This is a genomic window from Streptomyces sp. R35, from assembly GCF_041053035.1.
GTDB classification, from domain to species: Bacteria; Actinomycetota; Actinomycetes; order Streptomycetales; family Streptomycetaceae; genus Streptomyces; species Streptomyces lutosisoli.
Map to the genome: position 1 here is coordinate 2149795 of NZ_CP163440.1, position 21789 is coordinate 2171583.

The 21789-nt window shown below is 70.6% G+C and carries 20 protein-coding genes; 9 read left to right on the plus strand and 11 right to left on the minus strand.

The genetic code is table 11. The annotated features are described in order from the left end of the window. Positions 1-118 precede the first annotated feature (118 nt). Positions 119-511, minus strand: coding sequence for a DUF5997 family protein (locus AB5J50_RS10170; RefSeq protein WP_369256837.1), 393 nt, complete (start codon positions 509-511; stop codon positions 119-121). A 128-nt stretch (positions 512-639) separates the two neighbouring features. On the opposite strand from AB5J50_RS10170, the gene AB5J50_RS10175 reads away from it, so the two are divergent. Next, complete coding sequence (locus AB5J50_RS10175; protein WP_369256839.1) at positions 640-1440, plus strand: LysR family transcriptional regulator substrate-binding protein; 801 nt, start codon at positions 640-642, stop codon at positions 1438-1440. Positions 1441-1518: 78 nt separating this feature from the next. Here the strand turns inward: AB5J50_RS10175 and AB5J50_RS10180 are convergent, their stop codons facing one another. Beyond that, positions 1519-2118 carry an ABATE domain-containing protein gene (locus AB5J50_RS10180; RefSeq protein WP_369256841.1) on the minus strand — a complete coding sequence of 200 codons (600 nt, stop codon included), beginning with the start codon at positions 2116-2118 and terminating at the stop codon, positions 1519-1521. A 113-nt stretch (positions 2119-2231) separates the two neighbouring features. On the opposite strand from AB5J50_RS10180, the gene AB5J50_RS10185 reads away from it, so the two are divergent. The 3 genes from AB5J50_RS10185 to AB5J50_RS10195 all read left to right on the plus strand — a co-directional run bounded on the left by AB5J50_RS10185 (position 2232) and on the right by AB5J50_RS10195 (position 4430). Next, positions 2232-3464, plus strand: a complete 1233-nt coding sequence (locus AB5J50_RS10185; protein WP_369256843.1) for a cysteine desulfurase — start codon at positions 2232-2234, stop codon at positions 3462-3464. Between the two features lie 85 nt (positions 3465-3549). After that, a complete protein-coding gene (locus tag AB5J50_RS10190) occupies positions 3550-3969 on the plus strand; it encodes a MerR family transcriptional regulator (protein ID WP_327427373.1) in 420 nt (139 codons plus the stop codon). A 26-nt stretch (positions 3970-3995) separates the two neighbouring features. Next, a complete protein-coding gene (locus AB5J50_RS10195) occupies positions 3996-4430 on the plus strand; it encodes a carboxymuconolactone decarboxylase family protein (RefSeq protein ID WP_369265356.1) in 435 nt (144 codons plus the stop codon). Here AB5J50_RS10195 and AB5J50_RS10200 read toward each other — a convergent pair. Further along, positions 4417-6900: an alpha-L-arabinofuranosidase C-terminal domain-containing protein gene (locus AB5J50_RS10200; RefSeq protein ID WP_369256846.1), complete on the minus strand. Its 2484-nt coding sequence runs from the start codon at positions 6898-6900 to the stop codon at positions 4417-4419. The two genes, AB5J50_RS10195 and AB5J50_RS10200, sit on opposite strands and share 14 nt — an antisense overlap. 142 nt (positions 6901-7042) lie before the next feature. On the opposite strand from AB5J50_RS10200, the gene AB5J50_RS10205 reads away from it, so the two are divergent. After that, complete coding sequence (locus tag AB5J50_RS10205) at positions 7043-7519, plus strand: DUF6314 family protein (RefSeq protein WP_369256848.1); 477 nt, start codon at positions 7043-7045, stop codon at positions 7517-7519. A gap of 30 nt (positions 7520-7549) precedes the next feature. Here AB5J50_RS10205 and AB5J50_RS10210 read toward each other — a convergent pair whose 3' ends face one another. Both AB5J50_RS10210 and AB5J50_RS10215 read right to left on the minus strand, forming a co-directional pair. Continuing rightward, positions 7550-8134 carry a histidine phosphatase family protein gene (locus AB5J50_RS10210; protein WP_369256850.1) on the minus strand — a complete coding sequence of 195 codons (585 nt, stop codon included), beginning with the start codon at positions 8132-8134 and terminating at the stop codon, positions 7550-7552. A 384-nt stretch (positions 8135-8518) separates the two neighbouring features. Next, complete coding sequence (locus AB5J50_RS10215) at positions 8519-9976, minus strand: PLP-dependent aminotransferase family protein (protein WP_369256852.1); 1458 nt, start codon at positions 9974-9976, stop codon at positions 8519-8521. Between AB5J50_RS10215 and AB5J50_RS10220 the strand changes: the two genes are divergently transcribed. Together AB5J50_RS10220 and AB5J50_RS10225 are read left to right on the plus strand one after the other, a co-directional pair. Next, positions 9975-10994 (plus strand): DMT family transporter, encoded by a 1020-nt coding sequence (locus tag AB5J50_RS10220; RefSeq protein WP_369256854.1) that lies wholly within the window; start codon positions 9975-9977, stop codon positions 10992-10994. The two genes, AB5J50_RS10215 and AB5J50_RS10220, sit on opposite strands and share 2 nt — an antisense overlap. 92 nt (positions 10995-11086) lie before the next feature. After that, entirely contained in the window at positions 11087-11287 is a 201-nt protein-coding gene (locus AB5J50_RS10225; protein WP_369256856.1) for a DUF1918 domain-containing protein, read from the plus strand. 25 nt (positions 11288-11312) lie between these two features. On the opposite strand, the gene AB5J50_RS10230 is transcribed toward AB5J50_RS10225, so the two are convergent. Further along, positions 11313-12590, minus strand: coding sequence for a glycoside hydrolase family 10 protein (locus AB5J50_RS10230; RefSeq protein WP_369256858.1), 1278 nt, complete (start codon positions 12588-12590; stop codon positions 11313-11315). Positions 12591-12760: 170 nt separating this feature from the next. Between AB5J50_RS10230 and AB5J50_RS10235 the strand changes: the two genes are divergently transcribed. Both AB5J50_RS10235 and AB5J50_RS10240 read left to right on the plus strand, forming a co-directional pair. Further along, complete coding sequence (locus AB5J50_RS10235) at positions 12761-13621, plus strand: 3-hydroxybutyryl-CoA dehydrogenase (protein ID WP_330303284.1); 861 nt, start codon at positions 12761-12763, stop codon at positions 13619-13621. A gap of 206 nt (positions 13622-13827) precedes the next feature. Continuing rightward, a complete protein-coding gene (locus AB5J50_RS10240; protein ID WP_327427382.1) occupies positions 13828-14085 on the plus strand; it encodes a hypothetical protein in 258 nt (85 codons plus the stop codon). 29 nt (positions 14086-14114) lie between these two features. Here the strand turns inward: AB5J50_RS10240 and AB5J50_RS10245 are convergent, their stop codons facing one another. From AB5J50_RS10245 to pheS, 5 genes are all read right to left on the minus strand, one after another. Beyond that, on the minus strand, positions 14115-14660 hold the full coding sequence (locus AB5J50_RS10245) for an NUDIX hydrolase (protein WP_095933127.1): 546 nt from the start codon (positions 14658-14660) through the stop codon (positions 14115-14117). A gap of 177 nt (positions 14661-14837) precedes the next feature. After that, positions 14838-16178 carry a transcriptional regulator gene (locus AB5J50_RS10250; protein ID WP_369256860.1) on the minus strand — a complete coding sequence of 447 codons (1341 nt, stop codon included), beginning with the start codon at positions 16176-16178 and terminating at the stop codon, positions 14838-14840. Positions 16179-16522: 344 nt separating this feature from the next. Then, positions 16523-17482 (minus strand): PP2C family protein-serine/threonine phosphatase, encoded by a 960-nt coding sequence (locus AB5J50_RS10255; RefSeq protein WP_369256862.1) that lies wholly within the window; start codon positions 17480-17482, stop codon positions 16523-16525. Between the two features lie 596 nt (positions 17483-18078). After that, the gene (pheT, locus tag AB5J50_RS10260; protein WP_369256864.1) at positions 18079-20583 is read right to left on the minus strand and encodes a phenylalanine--tRNA ligase subunit beta; all 2505 of its coding nucleotides are present in this window, start codon (positions 20581-20583) and stop codon (positions 18079-18081) included. Then, positions 20583-21707 (minus strand): phenylalanine--tRNA ligase subunit alpha, encoded by a 1125-nt coding sequence (gene pheS, locus AB5J50_RS10265; protein ID WP_369256866.1) that lies wholly within the window; start codon positions 21705-21707, stop codon positions 20583-20585. The genes pheT and pheS overlap by 1 nt, the downstream gene beginning before the upstream one ends. Between the last annotated feature and the right edge of the window lie 82 nt (positions 21708-21789).

Genomic DNA, 21789 nt, shown 5'->3' on the forward strand with positions numbered 1-21789 from the left:
ACTTTCGACGATAGTGGCGGCGGCGGGGAGCCGTCGGCGGCTTTCACGGAACGCGACGGACCCGCCACATGACTGGGCGAGAACCCGCCGCATCACCGGGCGACGACGTGGGTGGCGGTCAGGAACGCTTGGCGGCCCGCTCCGCGTTCTTCTCCTTGATGCGGACCGACTCCTTGCGGACCTCGGCCTGTGTGGAGCGCTCCTGCCGCAGCCAGCCGGGGTTCTCCGTCTTGAGGGCCTCGATCTGCTCGGTGGTGAGGGCCTCGGTGACCCCGCCCCGGGCGAGCCCGGCGATGGAGACGCCCAGCTTGGCCGCGACCACCGGACGGGGGTGCGGGCCGTTGCGGCGCAGCTCCTGGAGCCACTCGGGCGGGTCGGCCTGCAGCGCAGTCAGCTCGGCGCGCGAGACGACACCCTCCTGGAACTCGGCGGGGGTGGCCTCGAGGTACACACCCAGCTTCTTCGCCGCGGTCGCGGGCTTCATCGTCTGGGTGGTCTGGTGCGACGTCATGGTGTCAAGGGTATCGAGCATGTGAGCCATCGCCGACCATCACGTGTTCGGGAGGCGACGTCACGGGTGCGGCACCTGGTCAAGGTCGCCTGTGCGGCACCCGTGACCATGACCGGTAACCTGACGAAGTGACTGGCTCCGAAGCATCCCCCGCGTTCCGGCTCGCGTACGTCCCGGGGGTCACGCCCGCCAAGTGGGTGCGGATCTGGAACGAGCGGTTCTCCGACATCCCGCTGACCCTCGTCGCGGTCTCCGCCGACGAGGCGTTCGGCCTGCTGCGCGGCGGTGGCGCCGACGCGGGCTTCGTACGGCTGCCGGTCGACCGGACCGACCTCAGCGCGATCCCCCTGTACACCGAGACGACGGTCGTCATGGTCCCCAAGGACCACATCGTGGCGGCGGTCGAGCAGGTCTCCACGGAGGATCTCGCCGACGACATCGTGCTGCACCCCCTGGACGACACCCTCGACTGGGAGCGCCTGCCGGGGAAGCCCGCGCTGGAGCGCCCCGCCACCACCGAGGATGCCGTCGAGCTTGTCGCGGCGGGCATCGGCGTCCTCGTCGTCCCGCAGTCCCTGGCCCGCCTCCACCACCGCAAGGACCTCACCTACCGGACGGTCACGGACGCCCCCGAGTCGCGCGTCGCACTGTCCTGGCCCGAGGAGAAGACCACCGACCAGGTGGAGGACTTCATCGGCATCGTCCGCGGCCGGACGGTCAACAGCACCCGGGGACGTTCCCAGGCCCCGGCCGCCGACGCGCAGAAGGCCAAGTCCAAGGCGAAGTCCACGCCCCAGCGGTCGGACTCGGGCGGCGGCGCACGGCGCAAGTCCACGGCCGGCAAGGCGGGCGGCAAGAACCCCCGCGGCACTGGTTCCGGTGGCCCCAAGGGCGGCGCCAAGCGCGGCAAGCCTCGCCGCCACTCGTAACCGCCGTACTTCAGGTACGACACCCGCCCGCACCTCAGGTACGACACCCCGCACCTCGGATACGACGGCACGCTGCGGCTACCGCGCCTTGCGTGCCGCGTAGGCGCGTGCCGCCCGCACCCGGTTGCCGCACTTCGTCGTGCACCAGCGCCGGGCCGCGTGGGAGCGGAGGAACCAGCGCGTACAGCCGTCGGCCGCGCACGGGGCGAGCTGCGGGGCTTCCGGTCCGGTGAGGAGTTCGGCCGCGTCGTCGGCGAGGAGGGAGAGGGCGGCGCCCGCCGGGTTACCGGTGTCGGGTTCGTCGGCGCGATGCGGGCCGTCCGCGGTCCAGGCGAGTCGGGGCGTCGCAGGCGCCGCAGCCAGCGCGGAGTTGAGGGTGTCGAGGCTCTCGCGCGGCGGTACGGAACGGGCCTCGCGGGCCTCGAAGAGCGAGCGCAGCGCCTCGCGCAGGCCGAGGAGCCGGCCGAACTGCCGGCCGTTCAGCGCCACCGGATCCGGCAGCAGCTCATGCCGTACGAGCCAGAGGTGCGCGGCCTCTGTGTCGTCGAGCAGGTCGACCGGGCCATGACTCAGCGCGAAACGCGTGTTGACCAGGGCCAGCGAGACATAGCGCTCCTCGCCGGGGACCGGCGGCTGATGCAGGTAGTGGGGGGCTTCGTGCTCCACGCGGTGTTCCACGCGTCTCATGCTAACGGTTGCGATTCTCCGTGAGGAGGCTTAGCGTCCCTCACGGCAAACAGTGCACAAACCCGTGAGACACCCAGCGAACAACCCGTGAGAGGTGAGCCCCCGTGGCCTTCGACGTGGACGCGCTCCGCAAGGACTTCCCGATCCTGGAGAGGACGGTGGAGAGCGGCGCCCGGCTCGTCTACCTCGACTCCGGCGCGACCACCCAGAAGCCCCTCCAAGTCCTGGACGCCGAGCGGGACTTCTACCTCACCCACAACGCGGCCGTGCACCGCGGCGCGCACCAGCTGGCCGGGGAGGCCACGGAGGCGTACGAGGGCGCGCGGCACACCGTCGCGCGGCTCATCGGCGCGGAGGACGACGAGATCGTCTTCACCAAGAACACGACCGAGGGCATCAATCTCGTCGCCTACGCGCTCGAAAACGCGCGTCACATCGGCCCGGGCGACCGGATCGTGGTCACGGAGATGGAGCACCACGCGAACCTCGTCCCCTGGCAGCAGCTCGCCGAACGCACCGGGGCAACGCTGGACTGGTTCGGACTCACCGACGAGGGCCGCCTCGACCTCACCCGTGTCGACGAACTGCTCGACGAGCGCACCAAGGTCCTGACCCTCACCCACCAGTCGAACGTCCTCGGCACGATCAACCCCGTGCGCCAACTCGCCGACCGCGCCCACGCGTTCGGTGCGCTCGTGGTGGTCGACGGCGCCCAGTCGGTCCCCCACCGGCCCGTCGACGTACGCGAGCTGGGGGCCGACTTCCTCGCGTTCTCCGGTCACAAGATGCTCGGCCCCAGCGGCGTCGGCGCGCTGTGGGGGCGGCGTCAACTCCTCGCGGATCTCCCCCCGTTCCTCACCGGCGGTTCGATGATCGAGGTCGTCGAGATGGACCGCACGACGTTCCTGCCGCCGCCCCAGCGCTTCGAGGCGGGCGTCCCGATGACGGCGCAGGCGGTGGGGCTGGCGGCGGCCGTGGATTATCTCCAGCAGCTGGGCATGGCCGAGGTGGCCGCGCACGAGGACCAACTCACCGCCCGTGCACTGGAGTTGCTCGGCGAGATCCCCGGCGTACGGATCGTCGGCCCCCGCGAGCTCACCGACCGCGGGTCCGCGGTGTCGTTCACGGTCGACGGCATCCACCCGCACGACGTCGGCCAGATCCTCGACGAGCGGGGCGTAGCCGTCCGCGTCGGCCACCATTGCGCCCGCCCGATCGTGCGGCGCTACGGGATCCCGGCGACCACCCGGGCGTCCTTCTACGTCTACAACACCCCGGCGGAGGTCGACGCTCTGGCCGAGGGTGTTCGCACAGCTCAGAGGTACTTCGGCGATTGATCTCCGGCCGCGCTGAAGGCTCTTCGCGGCGTGATCGCGGGCGAGGCTTGACCTGGAGTGCGCTCCAGGTTCTACCGTTCTTGTCATGACCAGCGGACAGCCCCACCCGCACAGCCAGGAGCCGACGCTCACGATCGCCCAGGTCGTCGAGCACACCGGACTCTCGCACGACACGCTGCGGTACTACGAGAAGGCCGGCCTGATCGAACGGGTCGGCCGGACCACCGGGAACCAGCGGCGTTACGAGCTGGCCGACCTGGCCTGGCTGGAGTTCCTGATCCGGCTGCGCGAGACGGGCATGTCGATCGCGGACATGCAGCGGTTCGCCGAGCTGCGGGCACGGGGCGACGTCTCGGTCCCCGAGCGGCTCGCGCTGCTCCGGGAGCATCGCGCCGACCTCGCGGACCGGATCCGCGCCCTGCGCCGCAACGCGGCCGCCCTCGACGACAAGATCGACCACTACGAACGGCTGCTCGACCAGCCGGGATCGGACGACCTCTCATGAGCGACGCCCTCATCGACAACGCCCCCATGAACAACGCCACCACCCGCGAGGAGCGCTTCGAGCACGGCCTGAAGATCCTTGAGCGCGTGGACGGCGAGGCCGGGCAGCGCGTGGTCGACGCGCTGTCCGACATCAACCCCGAACTGGGCCACCAGATCGTGGCCTGGGCCTTCGGCGACATCTACGACCGGCCCGGACTCGCCCCGCGCGACCGCCAGTTGGTGACCCTCGGCATGCTCACGGCGCTCGGCGGCTGCGAGACCCAGCTGGAAGTGCACGTCAACGCCGCACTGAACGTGGGACTTTCGTCGGAGCAGATCGTCGAGGCGCTGCTGCACTCCGCGGTGTACTGCGGCATACCGAAGGCCATGAACGCGACCCTGGTCGCGAAGAAGGTCTTCGGCGAGCGTGGGCTGCTGCCGGTCGAGCAGCAGCCCACGGCCGGGGCTACCTCTTCTTGATCCGCAGGAACGTCACGGAGTTCGCCGGGAAGGTGTACGTGAACGTGTCGGCGACCCCTTCGAAGGTGGATTTCACCGGGGCGACCGCGGTGGCCGTCTCCGTGTTCACCGCGTCGGGCGCGGCCTGGAGCGTGGTGACGGCGGCCTTGTGTCCCACCTTCGCCCCGCCCAGGTCGATCGCCGTACGGGCGTCCGCGGACTGGGCGTTGACGACCTTGACGATGAGGTCACCGGTCTTCGCGTCCCGCGTGACGACCTGACGGAACGGCTCCGCGGGCTTGTCGTCGGTGAAGCTCCCCCACTCCTGGCCGTCCAGGTAGAGGGTGACCTGACGGCCTCGTACCTTGACGTCGATGTCGTACGCCTTGCCTGTCTCGATCGAGCCGGCCTTGGAGATCAGCGTCGACTTGCCGCCGTCCACGGCCTGTTCGACGGCGGAGGTCGTGTTGTTCCAGCCGCCGAGGTTCCACCAGTAGTAGTTGCCGGTGTCCTTGACTCCGAAGGCGACGAGGAAGCCCTCCTTGCCGGACTTCTTGGTGGCCTTCACGTGCAGGTCGTAGTCGTGCCAGGCCGGGTCGCCCGCCTGAACCATGGTGTTGGTCGCGGCCTCGTCGGTCTGCACGTACTGCCCGTCCTGGAGGCTCCAGCTCCCGGTGCCCGTGTGGGTCCACTGCGAGGCGTCACCGCTGAAGTCGTCGCTGAGCAGTGTGGTCCCGTCCTCGCCGGTGACCAAGACATCGTCGTACGCCGCCGTGGTCGCCCAGGTCGACAGGCCGACGGCGCCCGAGATCGGCGCGCTCAGCGACGGTGTGGTGGTGGCGCTGCTGGGCACCACCCGGTCGCCGACGTTGCTCATGAAGAGCTTCTGCACCTCGTAGTCGGCCGAGTTCCACGAGGCGTGGTTGTTGAACCAGATCATGTCCGGGCGCCACTGCACATAGTCCTCGTTGGCAAGCAGCGGGGCGTACGAGGCGAGCTTCACGACGTCCGCGTTGCGTTCCAGGCCTGTCATGTAACTGGCTTCGGAGAGGGCGTTCTTGAAGGTGTTGCCGCCCGAGGCGTACTCACCGAGGAAGACCTTCGGGCCGTTCCTGTCGTACGAGTCGTAGCGGTCGTTGTTCTGCAGGAACCACTGCGGGCTGTTGTAGTAGTGCTCGTCGACCATGTCGACGCCGGCATCCTTGTTGAGCTTCCAGGCCGTGTCGAAGGTGGTACCCGAGTCGTCCGGGCCGGCGTTCGAAATCACCGTGACGTCCGGGTACTTGGCCGCGATGGCGGCGCGGAACTGGGTGAAGCGCGAGAAGAACGCCGCGGGGAGGTTTTCCTCGTTGCCCACTTCGAGGTGCGTGAGGTGGAAGGGCTTGGGGTGGCCCATCCGGGCGCGCTTCTTGCCCCATTCGCTCGTCACCGGGCCGTTGGCGAACTCGATGAGATCGAGGGTGTCCTGGATGTGCCGCTTGAGCAGCGCGTCGTCGTCGGTGGCCTTGTTCTGGCCGCAGCCGGTGACGAGTGCGGGCACGACGGGCAGCGGCATCGCGCCGATGTCCTCGGCGAACTGGAAGTACTCGTAGTAGCCGAGCCCATAACTCTGGTTGTAGCCCCAGAAGTTGGAGTTCGTGGCGCGCTGCTCGACCGGCCCGACGGTGTCCTTCCACTGGTACGAGCGCTTGCGCTGATAGCCCGACGCCTCGTCATATCCCTGCATGCTGCCGGTATTGACCAGGCAGCCGCCCGGAAAGCGTACGAAGCCCGGATGGAGGGCGGCGATCTTCTCGGCGAGGTCCTTGCGCAGGCCGTGACCCTTATATGTGTCCCGGGGGATCAGCGAGATCATGTCGAGCGCGACGGGGTTGCCCGCGGCGACGGTGAGGCGCCCGGCGGTGCTGGTGCGGGTCGCGGTGAACGTCGCCCGGTACTTGGCCCAGCCGCCGCGCGCGGTGACCTGACGGGCCTCGGCCAGCGTGCCCTCGGAGTCCTGGAGCGTCAGGGTCAGGGGCGACGCGGCATCGGCGCGGGCCCAGACCGAGAAGTCGTACACCTTGCCGCTCTCGACCGAAATCCCGGTGTTGTAACCGGAGTTGGTGACGGACGAGCCGCCGTCCAGGGAGAGATAGGTGCGGTTGCGGGCATTGAGGCGGCCGTCGTCGCTCGCGGCCTGCGCGCTGCCGGAGACGGTCCAGGAGGTCAGCGGCGTATAGGACGCGTTGTCGGCGGTGCTGTACTCGAACGACCGGTTCTGTACGAGCTCCGCGTACAGGCCGCCGTCGGCGGCGCGGTTGATGTCCTCGAAGAAGACGCCGTACATCGTGTCGTCGATCTTCGCGCCCGAGCCCTTCGGGTCGACGGTGATCACGTAGTCGGTGACATCGGCGGCGGCGTTCGCCGGAGCGGTCCCGGGAACGACGGTGGAGGCCACCAGGAGTGCGGTGGCCGTGAGTCCGAGTCTCCAGCGGGTGCGGGTGGGTGACATGGATACTCCGCGGCTCTGTAGTTAGTGTGGAGTTGTTCGAAATATCAGACGTCGATCAATACTTCGAACGGCAAAAATAGGGAGGGGGCCAGAGTGCGTCAATGGGTCACGCAGCATCGGATGGGACGGAGAGCGGGACGGTATGGGCGAGTTCTGGCCAGTCGCGGACGTGCTGACATACCTGGCCGGGAGCTGGCGGGTCGAGCGTGCCGTGCGGGATCTGGCCAGTGACGCGGAGGGGCGCTTCACCGGCACGACGGTTTTCGGACCACTGAAAGGTCCGGGGGACGCGGGGCTTCTGCACCACGAATCCGGCACGTTCGTCTGGCAGGGCGTCGCACGGCCCGCCGAGCGGACGCTGCGGTTCCTGCGGGGGACGGCCGCGGGTACGGCCCTCGTCGAGTTCTCGGACGGCCGGCCCTTCCACGACCTGGACCTGAGCAGCGGGCGGCACATCGCCGACCATCCCTGCTCGGCGGACCTCTACCGGGGCGAGTTCACGGTGTACGCGGAAGACCGCTGGCGCACGGTGTGGCGCGTCGGCGGGCCGGCCAAGGACCTCGTCCTGACGACCGACTACGCACGCGTGCGCCGGCACGGGTCCGGCGACCCCTGCTGAACAGGCCTGCGCGACTCCTGCTGAACAGGCCTAGACGCGCTGCATCCCGGCCTCCAGCCGGAGATTCCAGCGTCCGTTGTTCCCGGTGAGGGTGACCGTCGACAGAGGGCGCACATCGATGTTCCAGTACGTCGACGGCTGGGCCTTGAGCGCGTAGACCAGGGCGGCCCGCACCACGGACGGTTCGGCCACGGCGACGATGCGGCTGCCGTCGTCGGCGGGGCGGGTGTCGAGCCAGCCGCCGACTCGGGAGATGAAGGACATCAGGGACTCACCGCCGTGCGGCGCCGAGCGCGGATCGGCGAGCCAGGCGTCGACGGCCTCGGGTTCGCGGGCCATCGCCTCGCCCAGCGTAAAGCCGCGCCACCGGCCCATGTCGCAGTCGCGCAGCGCGAGCTGGACGAGCGGCCCGTAGCCCAGCGCGTCGCCGGTGGCCCGGCTGCGGGGCGTCGGCGAACAGTAGCGCAGCTCGGCCGCCGCCAGCGGCACCAGCTCGGCGGCGGCGCGCTGCACTTCGTCCCAGCCGGCCTGGTCGAGAGGCCGGTCGTCCTCGAAGCGCTCGGCGAGCAGCGAGGAGCTGCGCGCGGCGGCTACGAACGTGACCCGAAGATGCATGCGGAGATCGTGGAGTGCGGGACTCCGCTGGTCAAGGGGTGTTACGCAGGGTACACGCGGGCTCACTGGAGCGAGCTCGGTGGGGGGTGAGCGCCAGCCACTGGTCGGGGCGGGCGAGCGGCTCGAAACCCAGCTTCGCGTAGACGGGGCGAACGGTTGCCGATTTCGCCCCCGCCGCCCCTACCCGTCCCATCCCTGGGGGCTGCGCCCCCAGACCCCCCTTCGGCCTGAACGGCCTCGTCCTCAAACGCCGGACGGGCTGAAGGACGCGGGCCGGGCGGAAAAAGACGCGAGCCGCGCCGAAGGTGCCGCGAGGCGGGTGGGATGTGGTTCGTTCGCGGTCCCGTCCTCAAACGCCCGACAGGCTGAATGACGCGAGCCGGGCTAAAAGGCGCACGCCGCCCGCAGTCTCCGTACCCCCTCCGTGATCTCCTCCGTCCCCGCGACCGCCGCGAAGCTCAACCGGAGGTGGGCGGCCGGGGGTTCGGCGCTGAAGTAGGGGCGGCCGGGGGTGACGGCGACGCCTGCCCGGAGGGCGGCGGTGACCAGGGCGGACTCTCCCCCAGAGCCGAAAGCCTGGGAGGTGCCCCCAGTCCCGTCCGGCAGGCGGAGCCACAGGTGGTAGCCGCCGAACGGGATGTGGGGCAGGGCGAGTTCGGGGAGGTTCAGGCGCAGCGCGGCGGTCATGATGTCACGGCGGGTCTTCAACTCGGCGGACACGGCACGGAGATGGCGGGGCCATGAGGGCGAGCCGACGAGTTCGAGGGCAGCCTCCTGGAGCGGGCGCGGCACGAAGAAGGAGTCGACGACCTGGATGGCGCGCAGCCGCTCAAGTACCGGACCGCGCGCGGCCAGTGCGCTCACCCGGAAGCTCGGCGAGGTCGCCTTGGTCAGCGAGCCGACGTGCACGACGACGCCGTCGGGGTCCTCGGCGGCCAGCGGACGCGGCAGCGGGCCCGCGTCCTCGTGCACGAGACGGCGTACGAAGTCGTCCTCGATCACGAACGCGCCCGCCTCGCGCGCGATCCGCAGCACCTCGGCGCGCCGCTCAGGGGCCAGCACGGCGCCGGTCGGGTTCTGGAACAGCGGCTGGCAGACGAAGACCCGGGCGCCGGTCGCCTTGAACGCGTCGGCGAGCAGGGCGGGCTTCACCCCGTCCGCGTCCACCGGCACGGGTACCGGCCTGAGACCGGCCGCGCGGGCGATCGCCAGCATTCCGGGGTACGTGGGCGACTCGACCAGGACCGGGGCGCCCGGCGGGGCGAGTGCCCGCAACGCCGTGGTGAGCGCGGACTGTCCGCCCGCCGCGATGAGCACCTCGGCCGCGGTGATCGCGCCGCCGATGCCCCGCGCGAACCACTCGCGCAGTTCCGTGAGCCCCTCCATGGGCGGCCGGGACCAGGCACCCGGGCGGCGCCCGGCCCGGGCCAGGGCCGCGCCCATCGCCCGCTCCGGCTGGAGCGACGGATGCAGATAGCCGCCGTTGAACTCGATGACCCCGGGCGGCGGCGCGGCGAGCGAGCTGAGGACGCCGGACGCGTCCACCGTGCGCGGTACGAGTTCGGTGGACGCGTCCGCGCTGAGCGCGACCTCCTGCCAGGAGGTGTCCCCGGTCGGCGTGATGGCGCTGCGCGGCTGCGCCCGGAACGCGCCGGCGCCGGGCCGGGTGACCACCAGCCCCTCGGCGGCGAGCTGCGCCAGCGCCCGCGACACGGTCACCGGGCTCACCCGGAACCGCTCGACGAGCGCCCGGCTCGACGGCAGCTTTCCACCGGGTGAGTAGCGGTCCAGCTCTCGCCGCAGCTGATTCGCCAGGTCATCGCCACTGCTACGCTCATGCATGAGAGCACAGAGTAGCGCTACTGACGGCATGGGGATAGCGGTCAGCACGCAGGGCAGCGTCCGTACCGCCCCGGCTCAGCACGAGGGCCGTCACGAGGACGGGACCCCTGGTTCCCGCGCCGCCAACCCCCAGGCCGCCGGAAACCCTCACCCGCGCACCCAGCGCCGCTCGGGCACCCTCCAGGCCGCCCTCGGCGTCACCGCCTTCTCGCTCACCTTCCCGGCCACCGCCTGGGGCCTGGAGGGCTTCGGCCCCTGGTCCCTGGTGGCCGTGCGCAGTGGGCTGGCGGCGGTCATCGCGGGCGGCTGTCTGCTGGCGCTGCGTGTTCCCGTGCCGGGCCGTCGGCACTGGGCGGGGCTCGCCGTCGTCGCCGCGGGCGTCGTGCTCGGCTTCCCGATGCTGACGACGCTCGCTCTTCAGACGTCGACCACCGCCCACGCGGCCGTGGTCGTCGGGCTGCTGCCGCTGACGACCGCGCTGCTGTCGGCACTGCGCACCGGAGCACGGCCCTCGCGGGTGTTCTGGACGGCGGCTCTCGCGGGCGCGGCCGCGGTGATCGCGTTCACCGTGCAGCAGAGCGGTGGCGCCCTGACCAGCGCGGACGCGTTTCTCTTCGGGGCGCTGCTGGTCTGCGCGGCGGGCTACACCGAGGGCGGTCGGCTCGCCCGTGTCATGCCGGGCTGGCAGGTCGTCGGCTGGGCACTGGTCCTGTGCCTGCCGCTGACGCTGCCGGGCGCGCTGGTCGCACTGTCGTACGAGCCCGTGCGGCTGACCGCGCACAGCGTGGCGGGGCTGCTCTGGGTGGCGGCCGGTTCGCAGTTCCTCGGCCTGGTCGTCTGGTACCGCGGCATGGCGTCGATCGGGATTCCGAAGGCCAGCCAGTTGCAGCTGGCGCAGCCGCTGCTCACACTGGTGTGGTCGGTACTGCTCCTTGGCGAGCAGCTCACACCGGCCGCACCCCTGACGGCCGCCGCCGTTCTGGTCTGCATCGCGCTCACCCAACGGGCGCGGGGCTGACCGGCACGCACGGGCCGGGCCAACCGGCGCCACCAGCCGTAGACTTGCGGCCACGGACCGCTACTCCCGTATATGACGAGGAGACCGTTCAGATGCGCGCATCCAAGGGCGACCAGATTGTGCAGCACGGCAGGGTTGTCGGGCAGCACGACAAGGTCGGGAAGATCACCGAGGTACTGGGGCCGGAAGGCACTCCGCCGTACCGCGTGAAGTTCGAGGACGGGCACGAGGGAGTGTGCTCTCCGGGCCCCGACACCGAAATCCGCCACAAGGACACCAGCACCATGCACTGACTGAGCCCGGGGATCACCCCCGAGCTCAGCGCGGGGGTTTCGCCGACTGCTGATAGTGGTCGGCGACGACCCGCGCCAGTGCGCCGATGCGGTCCGCGGCGACCTGCGTGCCGGAGAAGAAGGCATGCCCGCGCACCTGCGGGTAGTCGCGAGCGAAGGTCAGGTGCCGGGAGAGTTCGGCGGGGTCCTGCCAGGCCGCGGGCTGCGCCGGATCGCCCGCCTTGTACAGCGCCTCCCCGATGTACAGCTGTGTGCCCGTGCCCTCGGCGACCCCGGCCCACCAGGGCAGCAGCCGCGCGTAGTCGGCGGCGGTGAAGCCGATGTTCCAGTACAGCTGCGGGCAGATGTAGTCGATCCAGTACTTCCGGACCCACTTCCTGGTGTCGGCGTACATATCGTCGTACGCCTGTACAGCGGCCTGGGTCGGCGAGCCGAGCGGGTCGGTGGCGGCGTTGCGCCACACCCCGAAGGGGCTGATCCCGAAGCGCGTCGCGGGCCGGATCTCCTTGATGGCGGCCGCCATCTCCCGGACCAGGCGGTCGATGTTGTCGCGTCTCCAGGCGGCCTTGTCCGGGAAGCCCGCACCGTGGGCCGCGTACGTCGCGTCGTCGTCGAAGACCTGGCCGGCGACCGGATACGGGTAGAAGTAGTCGTCCCAGTGCACGGCATCGATCTCGTACTTCCGCACCGCGTCGAGCATCGCGGTCTGGACGAACTTCCGGACCTGAGGCAGCCCGGGGTCGTAGTAGAGCTTCCCGCCGTAGCGCACGACCCAGTCGGGGTGCCTGCGGGCGGGGTGCGAGGGGGTGAGCCTCGTCAGGTCGGTGTGGTCCGCGACACGGTACGGGTTGAACCAGGCGTGCAGCTCCAGGCCGCGCGCATGGGCCTCCCGCACCGCGGTGCCCAGCGGGTCCCAGCCGGGGTCCTTGCCCTGGACGCCGGTCAGGTACTGGGACCACGGCTCGTACGGAGAGGGCCACAGCGCGTCGGCCATGGGGCGCACCTGGAAGATCACGGTGTTGAGGCGGAGACGTACGGCGGTGTCGAGATGCCCGAGCAGTTCGTCACGCTGCCGGCCGGCGAGCAGGCCCGGGGTCGAAGGCCAGTCGCGGTTGGAGACGGTCGCCAGCCACATCCCGCGCAGCTCGCGCACCGCCCGAGCCCGGCCCGGGGACGCCGCAGCCGGCGAAGCCGGACCCGAGGAGGCCGGCCCCGGAAAGGCAGCGGCATCCCCCGCCGTCACGAGTCCCGAAAGCGTCGCCACAGCGGCCACGGCGAACGCCCGACGTGACAGTCGCCCCATCTCCACACCCCCACTACACAACGGATCCGCATCGTCACGGACCGTCTCCCCGCACAGCATGCCCGACCCGCACGATCGATCATCGATACTTCGGAGTAACGTGCACGATCGGAGCAGGCACCGAACAAACGGGGGTCCTGCGGAGGTCGTAGATCAGCGAAGGGGACGATGTGACCGACATCGAACGCGTCGGAGTGGTGGGCTGCGGCCAGATGGGAGCGGGCATTGCCGAGGTGTGCGCCCGCGCCGGTCTGGACGTCAAGGTCGCCGAGACCACCGGCGAAGCCCTGGAGATCGGCCGTACCCGGCTCTTCAACTCCCTCTCCAAGGCTGCCGAGCGCGGAAAGATCTCCGCGGAGGAGCTCAAGGCCACCCAGGACCGGCTCAGCTTCACCACGGACCTCGGCGAGTTCGCCGACCGCGACCTGGTGATCGAGGCCGTCGTCGAGAACGAGCAGGTGAAGACCGAGATCTTCCAGGTGCTCGACCAGGTGGTGACCCGGCAGGACGCGATCCTCGCCTCCAACACCTCCTCGATCCCGCTGGTGAAGCTCGCCGTCGCCACCTCGCGTCCCGACCAGGTCATCGGCATCCACTTCTTCAACCCGGCCCCGGTGCAGCAGCTCGTCGAGCTGATCCCGGCGCTGACCACCTCCGAGGGCACCCTCAGCCGCGCCCAGCTGTTCGCCGAGAAGGCCCTCGGCAAGCACGCGATCCGCGCCCAGGACCGCTCGGGCTTCGTGGTCAACGCGCTGCTGATCCCGTATCTCCTGTCGGCGATCCGGATGTTCGAGTCGGGCATCGCGAGCCGCGAGGACATCGACAACGGCATGGAGCTGGGCTGCGCCCACCCGATGGGCCCGCTCAAGCTGTCCGACCTGATCGGCCTCGACACGGTGGCCTCGGTCGCGTTCAGCATGTACGAGGAGTACAAGGAGCCGCTGTACGCCGCTCCCCCGCTGCTGCAGCGCATGGTGGACGCGGGACGGCTCGGCCGGAAGTCGGGCTCGGGCTTCTATACGTACGCCTAGTGACAGCAGGCTTCTGACTACAGTCCGTACCGCTCGGGCTCGCGCGGGCCCGGCACCCTTTTCGGTGCCGGGCCCGCGCCATTCACACACCGTGTGCGCGCCGGGCTCGCATATGCCCCTCGCACACGCTCCCCACGCGTCCACCAGGCGAGTTGACTTTCCGTGCGCATGTAAGGGATGTGACGACTACGGAAAGGAGCGGACTCGTGACCGCCGACCCCGAGCATCCCGTGATCCCAGGGGAACTCGCAGAGTTACGCCGGTCCCTCGAAGTGGGGTTCACCCGCATCGAGGGAGGACTGGCGCTGCTCACTCAGCGCGACGACCAGACCTCCAAGGATCTCGACGACCTGAGCGCACGGGTCGTCGCCCTCGAACACACCCGCTGGCCCCTGCCCGCCGTCGCGGTCGTCGCGGCCGTGGGCGCGCTGGCCGTGGCGGTCTGGCAGGCTCTCGGGCATTAAGGCCTCTGGACGCCGTGGGGGGAAATGGATCAGGGCAACGCGTCCTGCCCGAGCCTGAGATGGTGGAGAAGGAGCAGTGCGGCAGCCATGTTGGCGGCCGGGACCTCGCCGCGGGCGACCATGTCGGGGACGAGCTTCAAGGGAACCCACTCCCTTCGGTCCGACTCGAAATCGTCCACGGGGTGTCCGATGTACGCGCCCTCGTCGGCCCAGAAGATATGGTGCCGGGCGTCGGTGAGCCCGTTGGAGGGCTCGACGCTCATCAGATGCCGTAGGGGTCCCGGCCGCCAGCCGGTCTCCTCCTCCAGTTCGCGGGCCGCCGCGACGGCGATGTCCTCACCGTCCTCGACGACGCCCGCCGCGAGTTCCCACCCCCAGCTGTCGGTGATGAAGCGGTGCCGCCACAGGAGCAGCACCTCGTTGGCCTCATTCACCACAGTGGCCACGGCAACGGGCCGCAGCCGTATCAAAAAGTGATCGAGGTGCCGACCGTCCGGCAGCTCCACATCCGCGAGATTGACGCTGAACCAGCGGTTTGCATACACAGTTTGTTCGTTCTGTTTCGTCCACTGCACGGTTCTGCCACCTTCCGCCGAGTAGATGGCAATATCGCAGCAGGAGCGTCCTGACAGCAGGCTCACAGAGTCGGGGCGCAGTGCAGCGGCGGCGGCAGGCACAGTGTCGTAGAGCGGTGCGCAGCTTTCCAGAGCGGTGCGCTGGAGCGGTTTCCAGAGCGGCGTGCTGGGCGGTTTCTAGAGCGGTACGCGCAGTGCGCCGTCGATGAGTTCGGCGGCCTCGGTCGTGCCCGAGCAGCCGCTGCGCACCAGGTGCTCGCGTACCGCGCGGAGTCTGTCGCGCAGGCGCTGGGACTCCATCCCGCGTGCCTGTTCGGCCATTTGGACCGCGGTGGCCACCGCCTTGTCGGCGTTGCCCTGCCGCAGTTCGATCTGGCTCAGCATGGCGAGCCGGTGCACCCGCCCCCGGTCGTGGGCCGGGTTGCCGACGGCGGCCGTGGCGTGCTCCGCCGCCGCCACCAGGTCACCCAGGCTGAGCAGCGCCTCCGCCACCTGGACATTGACCAGGCCCGGCTGGACATAGCCGGTCTCGTCCGGCTCGTAGCCGCGCCGGATGCGCTCGGCGGTCTGTTCGGCACGCCGGATGCAGGACAGCGCGCTGCTGCCGTCGCCGAGGTGTGCGTACGCCTTGGCCTGCATCGCGTAGAGGTCGGAGGCGAGCGCCGGGGTGATGTGCCGCCCGGCGGCGCGCAGCGCGGCCTCGGCGAAGGCGACGGCCTGCCGGTGCTCGCGCATGAACAGCGACTGGTTGACGAGCAGGGCTATGACATACGCCCCGAGGCCCCTGTCCCCACTGGCCTTCGCCAGCCGCAGCGCCTGGTGGAAGTAGCGCTGGGCGAGTCCGTGCGCGTCGGAGTCATAGGCGCAGATGCCCGCGATGGCGACCAACCCGCCGGTGGCGCGGTGGAGTTGGCGGCCGGTGGCGTCGGTGTAGCTGCCGCGCAGCAGCGGCGCCGTCTCCGAGTTGAGGAAGCCGACGATCCGGGTGCGGGTCGCTATGCCGCCCGCCTTGCGGTACATCTGCTCGTAGTGGGCGCGGGCCGCGCGCAGCATGTCGATGTCGGCCATGCTCACGAGGTGGCGTCCGCCGCGGGAGACGTCCACGTCCTCGGGCGGGTTCTCCCACTCCCACACGGGCATCACGGCGGGTGTTCCGGTGACGGCCGGGGCACCGAGGATGTGCGGGCGCTGCTGTTCGTCGGAGCGCCACAGGGCGGTGGCCCGTTCGACGAAGCCGGAGAGCGAGGTGCCGTGCGGGGCGGACGGCTCGCCGGGCACACCGAGGCCGATGTCGTCGAGTGTGACGGGCCGGTGGAGCCGGCCGGCGAGCACCTCGCAGATCAGGTCGGGCACCTGGCCGCGCGGCCGCTGGCCTTTCAACCAGCGTGCCACGGCGGTGTGTTCGTACCTGAGCGCGAGACCGCGCGCTCTCCCCGCCTGGTTGACGTGGGCGGCGAGTCCCGCGTGCGAGATGCCGGCCTCGTCAAGAATCGCGTCGAGCAGAGTGTTGGGCTGCATGGAGGCCCCCCGGGTGGCTCGGTGCCGTCAGACTAGTGCGTCCCGATTCACACGGGGTGTGAAACGAGTGCTCGTATCCGGGCAGTACGCGCACTGTCGCAGAGCGTTTCTGGCCTGTTGACTGAAATGCCTCGCAAGAGGCCGGCCGGGCCGCCGGCTCCCCCTCGTACAGTGCGGCGGCCCGAATCCGCGCCGTCCGCCCAGCTGCCTGCCCGACACTCCGTGGCGGGGCGGACGGCTCCGCCGGTTACGCCGGGTAACTGCAGGTTGTGCTTCAGCTGCGGGTGCGTTGTGGCTGGTCGCGCCCACGCGGCGGAGCCGCATAATGTCGCAGCCCCGCGCCCCTAAAAACGGGGCGCGTGGTGCACCGCGGGGGGAGCCTGCTGCGCAGGGACTCGGGTGCGGTCGTTGCGGAGGACCAGTACGGCCACGTCGTCCGTCGGTCTTCCGCCCGAGTGGCGCAGGACTTGGGTGAGGACCGCCCGCAGAACCGACTGAGGTGAGACCGGGTGGGTGCGGGCCGCCTCGGCGAGAGCGGCCGGTAGGGGGAAGAAGCGGCCGTGGGTGTCGCGGGCGTCCTCGACTCCGTCGGTGTGCAGGAACAGGGTCTCGCCGGGAAGGAGTTGGCCGCAGTGGGTGGCCGTCAGTTCGGCCGGGAGGGGGAACGGGCCGAGCGGAGGCAGTGGTTCGGCGCTGGCGAGCGGTTCCACGCGGCCGGTGCTGAGCAGATACGGCGAGGGGTGCCCGCAGTTGAGGGCGTACACCTCGCCGTCGCGGCGGATCTCCAGCAGCAGCACGGTGACGAACTCCTCGGCGACCGGGCTGTCGGGGTCGAGCCCCGTCGAGGGGTGCTCGGCACGGGCCCGCTCCCGCAGATGCCGGGCCAGCGCGCGCTCCAGCCGCTTGAGGACGGAACCGAGTTCGGGTTCGTCGTGCACGGCTTCGCGGAAGCTGCCGAGGACGGCGGCGACGGTTGCGATGGCGCCGAGTCCATGCCCGCGGACATCACCCATGACGATCCGTACGCCGTGCTCGGTGGCGATCACCTCGTACAGGTCACCGCCGACACTCGCGCCACGGTCCGCGGAGAGCTGGGCCGCGGCGATGCTCAGCCCGTCGATGCGCGGGGGAAGCGGCCTCAGCAGTACGTTCTGGGCGGCGCCCGCGACCTTGCGGAGCTGTCTGAGCTCTCCCAGCAGCGCCCTTCTGACGTGGAGGATCAGGCCCGTACCGACAGTGAAGAAGACGGCACTGGTGACGATCCGGGCACCGAGCCCGTTCTGCTGCGCGAGCGGGCAGGCCATTTTGTACGTGATCGCCAGCGCGCCCCAGGCGATGGGCAGACCTATGCTCAGCGCCCGACGCAACGGCCTGCGTTCGGCCCGGCGCAGCGTTCGGTCGAGGGCGACGCGCGGGCCACGTCTCCGCCTCGTCCGGGGACTTCCGCCGCGCACCGCCCGAGTGAGCCCGGCCCGCAGGCCGTCGCCCCGGCCGCGCGGGCCGAGGCCCGCCCGGGCCAGCACCCGCGAATGCCTCCGGGGCGTTGCCCTGCAGGGAGCCCCAGCCTTGATACGGATCATGCCGATTGGCCCCCCAATAGGCCCTGACAGCGCAGACGGCCTCCGAGAGGCCGGTCCGATTCTGTCGACCACATGCCCCGATCGGGCCAGATCGCCCGGAGTTGTCACCCGAATGAGTGAGCCACCTTCGGACACCCGCATTTATGCAGGTAGGCGCCAGGGACGCGCCCCGAAAGGGGCGCGGGGCTGTGACATTGCGCGGCTCCGCCGCGGGGGCGCGACAGCCGAGCCCCGAAAGGGGCGCGGGGAACTGCGCGCCCAGCCACGTCCAATCCGCAGCCGACAAACGACGCACAGTTCCCCGGTACTCCCAGCGGGGGCTAGCCCCGCAACACCGCTCCCGTGCGCTCAGCGGCCAGCGCCACCGCCGCGTCGCGAGCGGCCGAGGCCTCGTCCACGGTCAGCGTCCGGTCGGCGGCACGGAACCGCAGCGCGTACGCCAGCGACTTCTTGCCCTCGCCGAGCTGCTCGCTGTTCTCGTAGACGTCGAACAGCCGGATGGACTCGAGGAGTTCACCCGCACCCTCGCGCAGCGCGGCCTCGACGTCCGTGTGCGGGAGGGTCTTGTCGACGACCAGGGCCACGTCCTGGGTCGCGACCGGGAAGGTGGAGATCTTCGGGCCCTTGGGGACGCCCGCGCTCGCCTGCTCCAGCGCGTCCAGGTCCAGCTCCATCGCGCAGGTGCGCGCGGGCAGGCCCAGGGTCTTCAGGACGCCGGGGTGCAGCTCACCGGCGTACCCGATGACCTTCTCCGTACCGCCGATGACGACCGCGAGCTCTGCGCAGCGGCCCGGGTGCCACGGCCCGTACTGGCCGGAGCGGACGAGGAGTTCGGTCCCCGCCTCGCGGGCCAGGGAGCGCGCGGCCTCGATCGCGTCGGCCCAGTCGGCCGGGCGGCCCTTGCCCCACCAGCCGGCCTGCTCGCGGGCGCCCGCGAGGACGACGGCGGCGTGCCGGGGCTGGACGGGGAGCGCGGCCGTGAGGGACGCGATCTCCTCGTCGGTGGGACGGCGGTCGACGGGCAGCCGGCCCGCGACGCGCAGTTCGTCCTGCGGCTGGAAGACCAGGCCCGTCTCGAAGAGCGCGAGGTCGTGGCTGCCGCGGCCGTCGTTGCGGCGCAGGGCGTGGAGCAGGCCCGGCAGCAGCGTCGTACGGAGCGCGGGCTCCTCGTCGGAGAGCGGGTTGACCAGCTTGACGACCTTGCGCCGCGGGTCGTCGGCGGCCAGGCCGAACTGGTCGAAGACGTGCTCGCCGATGAACGGGTAGTTCAGCGCCTCGACGTATCCGGCACCGGCCAGCGCGCGGCCGAAACGGCGGTGCAGCCGCTGCCGGTCGGTGAGGCCCCGGCCCGCCGGGGGCTTGGGCAGCGTGGAGGGCAGGTTCTCGTAGCCCTCCAGACGGATGACCTCTTCGGCCAGGTCGTTCGGGTCCGTCAGGTCGGGCCGCCAGGACGGCACGGTGACGATCAGCTCGTCCTGCCCGTAGACGTCGCAGCCGACCTGCTGGAGACGGCGTACGACGGTCTCGCGGCCGTAGTCGACACCGGCCACCTTGTCCGGGTGGTTCGCCGGAATGGTGATGGTGTGCGGCGCGGAGGGCGCGATGACCTCGGTGACCCCGGCGTCGGCGGAGCCGCCCGCGAGGAGGACCAGCAGGTCGACCGTGCGCTGGGCCGCGGCGGACGCGGCCTGCGGGTCGACGCCGCGCTCGAAGCGCTTGGACGCCTCGGAGGCCAGCTTGTGACGGCGGGCCGTACGGGCGATCGAGAGCGCGTCGAAGTGCGCGGCCTCGATGACGACCTCGGTGGTGGTGCCCTCGGTGTCGTCGATCTCGGTGTTGGCACCGCCCATGACGCCCGCGAGGCCGATGGGGCCGCGGTCGTCGGTGATCACCAGGTCCTCGGCGTCGAGCGTGCGCTTGGCGCCGTCCAGGGTGGTGAGCTTCTCGCCCTGCTCGGCCCGGCGCACGCCGATCGCGCCCTGGACGCGGGTGCGGTCGTACGCGTGCAGGGGCTGGCCCAGCTCCAGCATCACGTAGTTGGTGATGTCGACGGCGAGCGAGATCGGGCGCATGCCCGCCTTCTGCAGCCGGCGCTTGAGCCAGATCGGGGAGTGTGCCTCGGGGTCGAGACCCGTCACCGTGCGCGCGGTGAAGCGGTCGCAGCCCATCGGGTCGGAGATCTGCACCGGGTAGCCGAAGGCGTTCGGGGCCGGTACGTCGAGCAGCGCCGGGTCGCGCAGCGGCAGGCCGTACGCGGTGGCGGCCTCGCGGGCCACGCCGCGGATCGACAGGGCGTAGCCGCGGTCGGGCGTGACGGCGATGTCGAGGACCTCGTCGACGAGCTGGAGCAGCTCGATGGCGTCGGTGCCGACCTCGTGCTCGGGCGGCAGGACGATGATGCCGCCGCTGCCGTCGTCGCCCATGCCCAGCTCGTCGCCGGAGCAGATCATGCCGTGCGAGGTCTTGCCGTACGTCTTGCGCGCGGCGATCGCGAAGTTGCCGGGCAGGACGGCGCCCGGCAGCACCACGACGACCTTGTCGCCGACGGCGAAGTTGCGGGCGCCGCAGACGATCTCCTGGGGCTCACCGGTGCCGTTGGCGGTGCCGACGTCGACGGTGCAGAAGCGGATGGGCTTCTTGAACTCCGTCAGCTCCTCGATGGTCAGCACCTGGCCGACGACCAGGGGGCCCTTGAGGTCGGCGCCGAGCTGCTCGACGGTCTCGACCTCGAGACCGACGGAAATGAGCTTGGCCTGGACGTCGCGGCCGGTCTCCGTCGCCGGCAGGTCGACGTACTCCCGCAGCCAAGAAAGCGGGACCCGCATCAGATCTCCATCCCGAACGGCCGGGTGAACCGGACGTCACCCTCGACCATGTCTCGCATGTCTTCGACGTTGTGGCGGAACATCAGCATCCGCTCGATGCCGAACCCGAAGGCGAATCCGCTGTACTTCTCCGGGTCGACGCCACAGGCGACCAGCACCCGGGGGTTGACCATGCCGCAGCCGCCCAGCTCGATCCAGCCCTCGGAGGAGCAGGTCCGGCAGGGGCGGTCGGGGTTGCCGACGGACTCGCCCTTGCAGACGTAGCAGAGCATGTCCATCTCGGCGGACGGCTCGGTGAAGGGGAAGAAGTTCGGCCGCAGCCGGGTCTTCATCTCCGCGCCGAAGAGCGACTGGACCATGTGGTCCAGGGTGCCCTTGAGGTCGGCCATGGTCAGGCCCTCGTCGATGGCGAGGAGCTCGATCTGGTGGAAGACCGGGGTGTGCGTGGCGTCCAGCTCGTCCGTGCGGTACACCCGGCCGGGGCAGACGATGTAGACCGGCGGCTCGCGGTCGAGCATGGCGCGGGCCTGCACGGGCGAGGTGTGGGTGCGCAGCACGACACCGGACTCGCCGTGATCGCCCTTGGGACCCTCGACGAAGAAAGTGTCCTGCATCTGCCGGGCCGGGTGGTCGGGCGTGAAGTTCAGGGCGTCGAAGTTGAACCACTCCGCCTCGACCTCGGGGCCCTCGGCGACCTCGTATCCCATGGAGACGAAGACGTCCGCGACGCGCTCCATGAACGTGGTCAGCGGGTGGCGGGCGCCGGCCGGTACGCGGTCGTAGGGCAGCGTGACGTCCACCGCCTCCTCGACCAGCACCCGGGCGTCGCGCTCGGCCTCCAGCTCGGTCTGGCGGGTGGCGAGGGCCTTGTTGACCGCGCCGCGGGCCTGGCCGACCACCTTGCCGGCGGCGGCCTTGGCGTGCGGGGGCAGGGCGCCGATCTCGCGGTTGGCGAGGGCCAGCGGCGAGGTGCCGCCGGTGTGGGCGACCTTGGCCTCCTGGAGCGCGTCGAGGTCACCGGCGGCCGCGAAGGCGGCGAGCGCCTCGTCCCGCATGCGCTCGATCTCTTCCGGTTTCAAGGCCTCGACCTCTACAGGGTCGTACGACTTATTCGGTGCCGACATCTCTTCCCGTGCTTCCGGTTGGCTGGCGGATGGTCCCCGTCCCGACTCGGGGGACGCGCATCGTCCCTGAAACGTGAAACGG